Here is a 10889-nt window from a genome sequence, read left to right as displayed (position 1 = left end):
TTCAGAATCGAGAAATCGACCGCCAGCATGAACTGCGCCACCAGCAGCACCACAAGAACCAACTTCAGACGCCCGTCCAACCGAACGGGCCCCTCCGTTCCCGTATCGACCCGCGCACCTTCGACGACCGACATCGCCGACCACATCCTCTCGATCACGCAACGACCTGTTGCGTCATCGACTCTGGACCGGTCGGAAAGGGTTACCCAGCCCCCTGGTGTTGCTGGCGCCGGGCAAGCTAGCACTCCCAGGGCCACCTTCCCGGGCACCGTTCGGCGCCCTCCCCCGGCACACTGGAACGCATGGACACACCGACTGCTCTGGGCGAATTCCTCCGCACTCGTCGCGCCCAGCTCCAGCCCGAGGACGTCGGGCTCCCCTCCCACGGCACCCGTCGGCGCGTGCCCGGGCTGCGGCGCGAAGAGCTCGCCCTCCTGGCCGGCGTGAGCATCACCTACTACACGCACCTGGAGCAGGGGCAGAGCACGAACGCCTCGGACAGCGTCCTCGACGCCTTGGCCCGCGCCCTGCGCCTGACCCCGGACGAGCACGCGCACCTGCTGAACCTCGCCCGGCCGCCGCGTGCCAAGCGGGACCGGTCGCCGCGTCCCGAGTACGCCCGGGACACCACGCGGCGGCTGATCACCTCGATGCCGCACGTCCCGGCCGTGGTCCTGGACGGCCGCAACAACGTGCTCGCCTGGAATCCGCTGGGGCACGCGCTGCTCGCGGGGCACGTGGACATCGCGAGCCCCGACGACCCGGCCGGCCGGCCGAACCTCACGCGGATGCTGTTCCTGGACCCGCACACCCGGGAGCTCTACACGGACTGGAAGAGCGAGGCGCGGGTCGCCCTGGCGGCCCTGCGCCTGGTCGCCGGGCGCAATCCGGAGGACCGCGCGCTCGCCGAGCTCATCGGGTCGCTCATGCTGCAGAGCCCCGACTTCGCCTCGCTGTGGTCGAAGCACCCCGTACGGGACTGCACGGTCGGTACCAAGACCTTGCACCACCCGGTCGTGGGCCCGATGACCCTCGACTTCGAGAACCTGAACCTCACCGACGGCACCAACCACCGGATGCTGCTCTACAGCGCCCCCGAGTCCTCCCCCTCCGACGCGGCGCTGCGCATGCTGTCGAGCCTGACGGCAGCGTCCACGGCGTCCACGGGGGCTACGGCGGCCAGGCACGACAGCCCGAAGCCCGCGTCTGCGGATGCGGACGCGGGCGGGGAGGCGTAGAGCGGTACGGGAGCGGGTCGGGCGGGCAGGTCGGGCGGGCAGGTCGGGCGGCGGGCGGTCAGGTGGTGCGGTGCCCGCCACCCGCCGCCGCGGCGACCGGAGCCGGAGCGGAAGCCGGGTCCTGGACCACGCCCTGGCCCTGGCCCTCGTACGGCGCGCCGGCCGGGTCCGGGGCGGGCCGCGTACGGGGCTTGGCGCGGCCGAAGCGGCGCATGGCGGGCATCTCGACGAAGCGGAACAGGAGCCAGCCGCCCAGCAGGGACGCCGCGAAGAAGCCCGCGATCACCAGCAGGGCGACCGGGACGCTGTAGGTGTTCTCGCCCAGCAGGGAGCGGAGGTAGAAGATCGTGACGCCCTGTACGAGGTAGAAGCCGAAGGACACCTCGCCGAGCCACACCATGGGCCGGCTGCGCAGGAAGGTGGCCCGGTCGTCCACGTCGGCCTGGGCGGTGGCGCCGATGAGCGCGGCGACCGGGACGATCGTGGCGACGACGAAGCCGTACTGGAACGGGGCGACGAGTGCGGCGGCGTAACCGAGGACGGTCAAGGCCAGCGCGGCGCCGAAGCCGACGCGCCGCGGCCAGAGTCCGGCCAGGACGACGCGGGCGAGCAGGATGCCGAGGGCGAACTCGAAGACGCGGCCCAGCGGCAGCAGGTATCCGAACCAGAACTGCATGTCGGAGACGGGAGTGATGGCCGACTTCGGGGTGTCGGGGACGACGTAGGTGGAGACCAGCTGGACGGCGACCATGCCGACGACCATCAGGGCGCTCCACACCCACAGCGCCGCGCCCCGGATCTTGCGGATCGGGACGATGAGCAGCGGGAAGAGGACGTAGAAGAGCAGTTCGCTGCCGAGGGACCAGCTCGGCGGGTTCACGCTCAGGTTGATGCTCGCCTGCGGGAACCAGGTGTGGACGAGGAACAGGTTGGGCAGCCAGTCGGCCACGCTGGTGACGGCGGCGCCGGCGAAGAGGACCATCGCCGCGGCGAAGACGACGATGTGGTTCGGGAAGATCTTCAGGAGTCTTCGACGGAGGAACGCCGTGACGCGTTCGCCGGGCCGCGAGGCCCAGGCGAGGACGAAGCCGGAGAGGACGAAGAAGAACGAGACGCCGAGGTAGCCGGCCTTGCCGAAGGCGGTCGAGAACCCGTCGGCGATCGAGGCGTCGGCGAAAGGATTGATCGGGGCGTTCGGCGGTATCGGGGAGTCGCTCAGGGACGAGTGGAAGAAGAAGACGGAGAGTGCGGCGAAGAACCGCAGGCCGGTCAGTGAGGGCAGCTTCGCCCGCTTCGCGGCGTCGGGGGACGTCGTGGAGGCCACAGGAATCGCTCTTTCTGGAGTGGGGTTCGTCGGGGACGGCGGCCGGGACCGGGCTCCGGGGTGCGGTGCGCGGTCCCGGCGGCGCGAAGGGGCGTACGGGACTGCCGGGAGAGACGGGAGGGGCGTACGGGACTGCCGGGAGGGGCGGGAGAGCGCGGCAGGCGCGGCCAGGGCCTACTGCTCGATCTCGTTGCGGTAGACCATGAGCTTGGCGTCCTTGGCCACGTAGTAGTTCTGGACGGAGTAGGCGATGGTGGCGAAGTCGAGGCGGCCGTCCCCGTTGAAGTCGGCCGTGGCGATGCGGGCCACGGACTCCTCGGAGACCCGCCACTTGGCCCAGACGCCGTTGGCCGCGTCGATCGCCTTGTAGTACATGACGCCCTGCCAGGGCCACGGTCCGCGCAGTGCCACGAGGAACTCCTCGTCGCCGTCGCCGTCGAAGTCGGCGCAGACGATCTGGTGGCCGGGGCCCTCGCCGTTCTCGTTGGGGTCGCCGTACACGTCGAGCAGGACGCGGTTCCAGCCCTCGCCGCCCTCGGCCTTGGTGTAGACGGCCACGGTGTTGCCGTGGAAGGGCTCGATGGCGGCGACGTAGGCCATCGGGTCGTCCCCGAGCCGGCCCGCGTTGAGGTCGCCGCTGCCGCGGAAGCCGGTCTGCTCGAACTGGGTGAGCTCGCCCGTGCCGATCAGCTCGCGGACCCATTCCTGGCGGGCCTCGTCGAACCACAGCCAGGTGACGCCCTCGTCGGAGGCCAGCAGCAGGGATTCGAGGTCGGAGCCGGGGACCAGACCCCGCTTCTTCTCGGCACCGTGGATCATCCGGAAGTGGCTGTCGTCGATGACGGTCATCGGCCACTCCTCGGCCGTGTGCACGTCGTCGGGCTGGGTGAACAGCACGACGGGCAGGACGGCGTGGACGTCCTCCTTGGCGACGATCGGGAGGCCGATGATCTGGAGCCGGTCGGTGCGGGTGAAGTGGCCGGCGCGCAGGCGGTGCATGCCGGTGGCGCGGCCGACGTAGTGCCGCTTCCAGCGCGACTCGTCCTTGTCGGGGGTGCCCGGGTTCTCCAGCCAGTCGATCTTGCCGCCTTCGGTGTTGGCGTCGTGGATCGTGCCGATCGGGCCGTAGAGGTCGTAGCAGACGATGACGTCGGGGTGGCCGTTGCCGCTGACGTCGGCGAAGTCGGCGCCGACGGGCATCTTGATGCGGTCGGCTATCAGCCGGCGGGTCCAGTCGCCGTCGTTGGCGTACCAGTAGATCTCGCCGAGGCGCAGCCCGTATCCGAACAGGTCGGGCTTGCCGTCGCCGTCGATGTCGGGCGCCTCCAGCCAGTAGCCGTCGCGGAGCTGGTCGGCCACGACCTCGGCGGTGAACTTCGGGGTGCGCAGGCCGGTTTCGGTGTTCTTGCCGGTGCCGTTGCTGGTGCTGGTGCTAGTGCTGGTCACGAGTGGTTCTCCAGACGGGTCGAGAAGGGCAGGGTGCGCAGGGCGCGGGGGACGGGGTGGTACTCGATGGCGAGCCAGATGCAGTCGGTGTCGGCCCGGTACTGGTGCATCGGGTAGTGGTAGCTGCAGTGGGGGCCGGTCGCGCAGAAGGGGTCCGGGGTGGTGTAGCCGGGGCTCATCAGGACGTCCTGGTAGAGGGAGGCCCGGTCTTGGTTCCGGAACCGCTGCATGCGCCCGAGGCCGTGGACCTGGGTGTGGACCTCGATGAAGTCGTGCTGGTTGTGGACGGCGCAGTCGGTGCCGGCCGGCGAGAACCAGAGGTTGGCCCGGACGTTGAACTCGCGCAGGTCCATGGCGCTCTCGCGCTCGCCGAGTACGTGGGCCGGGTCGAACAGGACGGTGTCGATGTCCTCCTGGGGGCTGCGGTACAGGGCGGTTTCGCGGGGGAACTCGCCGGGGCCGAGTAGGTCGGCCAGGTGGGACCAGCCGGGTTCCGCGGTGATGCCGGTGATGTCGGTGCCGTCGGGCACGGTGCGCAGCAGGAGCAGCGCGTCGGCCTTCTCGATGCGGGCGTCGGCGAGGACGGTCGAGGAGAGCGGGGGGATGGTCTTGCGGAACTCCTCGGCGATCGTCACGGGTGTCACGCCGGGATTGACCACGATGGTGCGGCCTTCGACGAGGTAGTCCACGGCGTCGCGGACGAGCGCGGCCCTCAGGTACGGGGTGCTGAAGTTCAGCGGGCGTTCGACGGCGGACGGGGTGGCGCTCATACGGCTGCTTCCTCTCCGGAGTTCCGGGGTTTCGGGGTTCGGGGTTTCGGGGTTCAGGTGCGGGCGAAGTCGGCCGTGCGGGCGAGCTCGACGCTGAGCTCGTCGACGGCGCTGTCGGGGACGAAGGGCTCGGGCGCGGGTCCCAGGCCGAAGAAGTGGGCGAGGGCCGCGACCGTGCGGTCGGTGGCGCGTCCGTCGCCGTACGGGTTGGCGGCGGTGGCCATCCGGTCGTACTCGGCGCGGTCGCGCAGCAGCGCCAGGGTGCGGGTGACGATGCCCTCGGTGGCCGTGCCGACCAGGCAGGCGGTGCCGGCGACGATGGCCTCGGACCGCTCGGTGACATCGCCGAGGACCAGCGTGGGCTTGCCGAGCGCGGGCCCTTCCTCCTGGCTGCCGCTGCTGTCCGAGACGATGACGTCGGCGCGGCCCATGAGCTTGCAGAAGCTGAGGTAGGGCAGCGGGTCGACGACGGTGATGCCCGGGTGGCCGCCGATGTACGGGAGCAGAGCCTCGCGGACGACGGGGTTGCGGTGCAGCGGGACGACGACGCGGACGCCGGGCTCGTCGGCGATGCGGGCGAGGGCCTGGCCGATCTGCGGCAGGTGCGGCCAGGCCTCGCGGCGGTGCGCGGAGGCCAGGACGACGCGGCGCGGGTCGCTGTCGAGGTCGGCCAGGGCCGGGTCGCCGTAGCTCTCGGCGCGGCCGCTGGCCCAGCGCAGGGCGTCGATGACGGTGTTGCCGGTGACGGTGATCGCGTCGGCGGCGATGCCCTCGCGCAGCAGGTTGGCCAGGTTGCCGGGGGTGGGGGCCAGGTGGAGGGCGGCGACCTGTGCGACGAGCCGTCTGTTGCCCTCCTCGGGGAAGGGCGAGCCGAGCCGGCCGCTGCGCAGTCCGGCCTCGACGTGGACGACGGGGATCCGCTGGTGGAATCCGGCCAGGGCTCCGGTGAGGGTGGTGGCGGTGTCGCCGTGGACGAGGACCGCGTCGGCGGGCGCGGTGGCGAAGTAGTCCTCCAGGCCGCGCAGCGAGCGGTAGGTGACCTGGGAGAGCGTCTGCTTGGGGGCCATCACTTTCAGGTCGACGTCGGCGGTGAGCCCGAACGCCTCCAGGGTGTCGTCCAGCATCTGGCGGTGCTGCCCGGTGGAGATCACGACGGGCTCGAAGCGCGGGTCGTCCTGCAGGGCGCGGATGACGGGCGCGAACTTGATGGCTTCCGGCCGGGTGCCGAGGACTACGGCGACGGAACGCATGGCTTCCTCATCTTTCTGACACGTTGGGAATCGAGCCGTGGCGGGGCGTACGAGGGCGCGGCACGGCGGTGTACCGCGGGCCTGTCGAGAGGGGGTGGCCAGGGGATCGGATCTCACTGCGAGGGGCTTTTCAGCTGCCCTCTTCCGGCCAAGACACAGCTTTCCCGGAGCCGGCCGGGGAGTCAACGAACGCCCGCGGCCACTCGAACGGTTGGGCGGGAACGACACAAGCCCCGCACTCCGGGACCGGAGTGCGGGGCTTGTGACCAGGGCTTACCTGTGGGGGGGGTGGGGCGGCGTCAGGCTCGGGCGGGCTTGATCGACATGGAGTGGCGGAAGAAGTCGGACGGGTCGTACTTCCTCTTCACCTGTTGCAGGCGCGGGTAGTTGCCCTTGTAGTAGAGCGTCTGCCACGGCACGCCGGACCTGTTGCGGCCGGGGTCGGTGATGTCGCGGTCGGGGTAGTTGATGTAGCAGCCGTCGGTGCTGTCGTCGATCAGTGGTACGCCGCCGGTCGCCGAGAAGAAGTCCTCGTACAGGTCGCGCAGCCAGCCCAGGTAGTACGCGTCCTCGCTCTCGTCCTGCCAGAAGGTCTGGAAGCACATCTTGAAGATGGACGAGCGCTGCGCGTTGGCCGTGGCGTCCGGCGCGGCGGCGTTGACCTGCCCCCCGAAGGAGAAGAGCACCAGCATGGTGTCCGGATTCTTGAAGTCCGGCCGACTCATGTACCGGTAGAGCGCGGAGATCTGATGGTCGGTGAAGTTCTTGCGCATGTAGGCGGATTTGTGCCCGCCGCGTGAGGTGGGATCGGTGATGACCGGGTTGTTGGTGCCGACCAGTCTGGTCGCCTGGAGCCAGGGCAGGGTCCTGGGCTCCGCGAGCTGCGGCATGGCGGGCAGCTCGCCGGTGGGGCGGGTGAGGGCCTTCGGGGTGACGCCCGTGCCGGCCGTGATGGCCGCCAGGTAGTCGTCGAGGAGTCTTCTCGCGTTCGGCACCGTGGCATCGACCTGGGTGAACATGCCCAGGCTGCCGTGCGCCTTGGAACTGACGTTGAACAGGCTGGAGAGGTTGCGGTAGGGGGAGTCGGGCGCGCTGTTGGCGGCGTGCCAGGCGCCGAAGTTCTTCAGCAGCCGCGCGAACTTCGCCTCCGTCAACTGCTCCCAGGGGAAGTCCACGGCGCTGACCAGGACCTTCGACGGCGGGGAGATCAGTTGCTCGGAGGGCTCGGAGCCCTTGGCTCCCGGGGAGCGGAACCAGTAGCGGGTCACCAGGCCGAAGTTGCCGCCACCCCCACCGGTGTGCGCCCACCACAGCTCCCGGTTCGGGTCCTCCTTCTCCCGGGTGGCCACGACGGTGCGGACGCCGCCCTTCCCGTCGGTCACCACCACCTCGACGGCGTAGAGGTGGTCGACGACCAGGCCGTGGGCCCGGGAGAGCAGGCCGTAGCCGCCGCCGGCTATGTGTCCGCCGGCCCCCACGCTGTAGCAGATACCGCCGGGGATGGTGACGCCCCAGCCCTTGTAGAGGGCCTCGTAGACGTTGATCAGGCGGGCGCCCGCCTCGACGACGAACGCGCGGAACTTCGGGTCGTAGCCGACGTGCGTCATCTCCGAGAAGTCGATGATGACCTGGGTGCCGGAGTGGGCGGCGAAGTCGGCGAAGCAGTGGCCGCCGCTGCGTACCGAGACCCGCTTGCCGGCTCGGACCGCCTCTCTCAGCGCGCGTTCGGCGTCCGCGGTCGAGCGGACCATCTTGATGTACTCCGGTCGGGCCACGAACCGTTGGTTGTTGCCGGTGGTGAGCATGTCGTAGCGCGGATCGCCCGGCCTGACGACGGAACCGGTCCCGGCGGCCGCGGCGCGGGCCGCTTCGCCGGAGGCCTCGGGGGCGTGGCCGGCGGCTGCCGCGACGGGCCCGGACAGGGCGCCGGCCACCGCCGCGCCCGTGACGACGGCCGCGCTACGGGTGAGCATGGTCCGGCGATCGACACCGTTCATGTGCGTCTACCTCGTCTTCTGTTCGACGTTGGAGTGGGTGCCGTACCCGGCACCTGATGCGTTCGTGAGTGGTGCGGTGGGGAGCTCGGCGTCGGGCCCCGGCTGCGGCCCGACGCTCCCCCGCTTCCCGTGGCTCCCGTGGCCGCGGCGGTCGAGCCGGCCGGAGAGCGCCGCGGTGCCCAGGCCGGCCGCGGCCAGTCCGGCACCGATCCAGGTCGGCGAGGTCCACCCGAGGCCGTGGGCGACGGCGAGGCCGCCGAGCCAGGCCCCGAGGGCGTTGCCGAGGTTGAAGGCCGCGATGTTCGCCGCGGAGGCGAGGGCCGGGGCCCCCGCGGCCTGCTGCATCACCCGTGCCTGCAGCGGCGGCACCGTCGCGAATCCGATCGCCCCGAAGGCGGCCAGGGTGATCGCGGCGGGCAGGGCGGCGTGCGCGGTGAAGGTGAAGATCACCAGGACCAGGCAGAGGCCGCCGAGGATGAGGTACAGGCTGGGCATCAGGGCCCGGTCGGCGGCCCGGCCGCCGAGTACGTTGCCCACGCACAGCCCGACGCCGAAGAGGACGAGGAGCCAGGCGACCGCGCCGTCGGAGAAGCCGGCCAGCTCCGTCATCATCGGCGCGAGGTAGGTGAAGGAGGCGAAGACCCCGCCGAAGCCGAGGACCGTGGTCGTCAGCGCCAGCCACACCTGGGGCTTGCGGAAGACGGCGAGTTCACCGCGCAGGGCTCCGCGTTCCGGCGCGGGCTGCGCCGGCACCAGCGCGATCAGGCCGAGCAGTCCGACGATCCCGATGCCGGTGACGGCCCAGAAGGTCGAACGCCAGCCGGACTCCTGGCCCAGGAAGGTGCCCAGTGGTACGCCGAGCACATTGGCCAGGGTGAGGCCGGTGAACATCAGGGCGATCGCGCTGGCCCGCCGGTCGGGGGCCACCAGGTCGGCGGCCACGACGGACCCGATCCCGAAGAACGCGCCGTGCGTGAGCGCGGCGATCAGCCGCCCGCCCATGAGGGCGGTGTAGTCGCCGGCGAGGGCGCAGAGCAGGTTGCCGACGATGAAGACGGCCATCAGGACGACGAGCATGGTCTTGCGCGGCAGTCGGGCGCCGGCCGCCGTCATCAGCGGTGCGCCGACGACCACGCCGAGGGCGTAGCCGGTGACCAGCATGCCGGCGGAGGGGATGGACACGGACAGGTCGTCGGCGACCTCCGGGAGCAGACCGACGATCACGAACTCGGTCGTCCCGATGCCGAAGGCACCTATGGCGAGGGCGAGGAGGGAAGCGCGCATCGGCCCGGTCAGACCTGTCGCAGGGCGCCGCCGTCGACGCTCCACTCGGCACCGGTGACCTGCCCCGCGAGGGGTGAGAGCAGGTACGCGACGACGCCGGCGACGTCGTCGGGGCTGCCGATGCGGCCGCTGGGGAGTCGGCGTACCTCACGGATGAAGTGGTCGACGGCCTCGTCGGCCGGGAGGCCGTAGCGCTCGCCGAGCTGCTCGGCGAAACCGCCGGGAGCGTCGAAGAGCGCCGTCCGGGTGGGGCCGGGCGAGACCACGTTGGAGCGTACGCCGCGTAGGCCGAACTCCGCGGCGAGGGACTTGGAGAGGGAGAGCAGCGCCGTCTTGGTGGCGGCGTAGTCGACGATGGCCGGGTCGGGGAAACGGGCGGCCTCGCTCGCGATGTGTACGAGGGCGCCCGCTCCGGTGTCCAGGAGCGCGGGGAGGGCGGCGCGGGTCATGCGGACCGCGGAGTGGAAGTTGACCTCGAAGGTGTGCTTCCACTGCTCGTCGGTCACGTCGAGGAAGCCGGTACGGGACTCCAGCGCGCCGACGTTGTTGACGAGGCCGTCGAGCCGGCCGTGGCGTTCGAGGACCGTGTCGGCCACGTGGCGGGCCGCGTCGGGGTCGGTGAGGTCGGCGGCGACGGTGCTGACCCGGTCGCCGAGGGCTTCGGTGCTCCAGGGCTTGCGGGCGACACCGACGACGGTGGCGCCTTCGGCGGCGAGGAGGCGCACGGTCGCCTCGCCGATTCCGGACGACGCGCCGGTCACGAGGTACACGCGGTTTTCGATTCGGAGGTCCATCACGTTCCTTGAGGAGGGGAGACCTTGGGGAGGGGAGCCCTTGGGAGCCCTTGGGAGGGGGAAGCGGCCCGGCACGGTCGGGGGTCCGGTGGTACCGGCCCGTGTCGGGCCGCTTCCAGGGGGGTCCTCGGTCGGGAACCGTCAGCCGGCGACGGGGGCGTGCGCGGCCTTGTTCCGGAGGAAGAGGACGGTGGTGAGGATGCCGACCACGACGACGGCGGTGTTCACGATCACCGCGGTCGTGATGCCGGCGTGGATGTCGGTGTTCGCCGCGACCACCGCCGACATGATCGGGGTGCCCATGGTGATACCGATCTGCTGGGTCATGGTCGCCAGACCGGTGGCCATGCCCTGCTCGTGGTCGGGCAGACCGGTGGTCGCGGTGACCATGAAGCCGACGATCACGAGCATGTTGCCGATGCCGCCGGCGAAGGTGGCGATGAGCAGCAGCCACATGCTCGCCGAGGTCTCACCGAGCGCGATCAGACTCAGCGTCGCGACCGCCTGGAGGAGACCACCCACGATCAGCGTCGTGCGGGTACCGGTCGCACCGATCACGCGAGGCGCGATCGAGCCGCCGATCACCGTGCCGACACCCAGTACGCCGAAGGACAGACCCGCCGTCAGCGGCGAGAAGTCCAGGACTTCCTGCAGGTAGAGGGTCATCAGGAAGACCAGGCTGGTCTCGGTGAGGAACGCGATCAGACCCGCGATGTTGCCCCACGCCACCGTCTTCTTCTTCAACACCGACACGGGGACGAGAGGAGCCGCGCTCTTCGACTCGAT

The 10889-nt window shown here is 70.8% G+C and carries 9 protein-coding genes; 1 reads left to right on the top strand and 8 read right to left on the bottom strand.

The genetic code is table 11. The annotated features are described in order from the left end of the window. Window positions 1-302 precede the first annotated feature (302 nt). Window positions 303-1238 carry a helix-turn-helix transcriptional regulator gene (locus BCL76_RS38220; RefSeq protein ID WP_109784103.1) on the top strand — a complete coding sequence of 312 codons (936 nt, stop codon included), beginning with the start codon at window positions 303-305 and terminating at the stop codon, window positions 1236-1238. A 58-nt stretch (window positions 1239-1296) separates the two neighbouring features. Here BCL76_RS38220 and BCL76_RS38215 read toward each other — a convergent pair whose 3' ends face one another. From BCL76_RS38215 to BCL76_RS38180, 8 genes are all read right to left on the bottom strand, one after another. Next, the gene (locus BCL76_RS38215) at window positions 1297-2562 is read right to left on the bottom strand and encodes an acyltransferase family protein (RefSeq protein ID WP_258310162.1); all 1266 of its coding nucleotides are present in this window, start codon (window positions 2560-2562) and stop codon (window positions 1297-1299) included. Between the two features lie 174 nt (window positions 2563-2736). After that, the gene (locus BCL76_RS38210; RefSeq protein WP_109784101.1) at window positions 2737-4008 is read right to left on the bottom strand and encodes an FG-GAP repeat domain-containing protein; all 1272 of its coding nucleotides are present in this window, start codon (window positions 4006-4008) and stop codon (window positions 2737-2739) included. Further along, window positions 4005-4778 (bottom strand): hypothetical protein, encoded by a 774-nt coding sequence (locus BCL76_RS38205; RefSeq protein WP_109784100.1) that lies wholly within the window; start codon window positions 4776-4778, stop codon window positions 4005-4007. The genes BCL76_RS38210 and BCL76_RS38205 overlap by 4 nt, the downstream gene beginning before the upstream one ends. 53 nt (window positions 4779-4831) lie before the next feature. Beyond that, window positions 4832-6028, bottom strand: a complete 1197-nt coding sequence (gene wecB, locus BCL76_RS38200) for a non-hydrolyzing UDP-N-acetylglucosamine 2-epimerase (protein ID WP_109784099.1) — start codon at window positions 6026-6028, stop codon at window positions 4832-4834. Between the two features lie 299 nt (window positions 6029-6327). Beyond that, a complete protein-coding gene (locus tag BCL76_RS38195) occupies window positions 6328-8025 on the bottom strand; it encodes an FAD-dependent oxidoreductase (protein WP_109784098.1) in 1698 nt (565 codons plus the stop codon). 6 nt (window positions 8026-8031) lie between these two features. Next, on the bottom strand, window positions 8032-9309 hold the full coding sequence (locus tag BCL76_RS38190) for an MFS transporter (RefSeq protein ID WP_109784097.1): 1278 nt from the start codon (window positions 9307-9309) through the stop codon (window positions 8032-8034). Between the two features lie 8 nt (window positions 9310-9317). Further along, window positions 9318-10103, bottom strand: coding sequence for an SDR family NAD(P)-dependent oxidoreductase (locus BCL76_RS38185; RefSeq protein WP_109784096.1), 786 nt, complete (start codon window positions 10101-10103; stop codon window positions 9318-9320). A gap of 141 nt (window positions 10104-10244) precedes the next feature. Further along, window positions 10245-10889 (bottom strand): MFS transporter (locus tag BCL76_RS38180; protein ID WP_146228526.1); only part of this gene is annotated, 645 nt, incomplete at its 5' end.

This window comes from Streptomyces sp. CG 926, from assembly GCF_003148825.1.
Classification (GTDB): Bacteria; Actinomycetota; Actinomycetes; order Streptomycetales; family Streptomycetaceae; genus Streptomyces.
The sequence above is the reverse complement of the archived record's forward strand: the minus strand, read 5'-3'. Positions and strand labels throughout refer to the sequence as shown.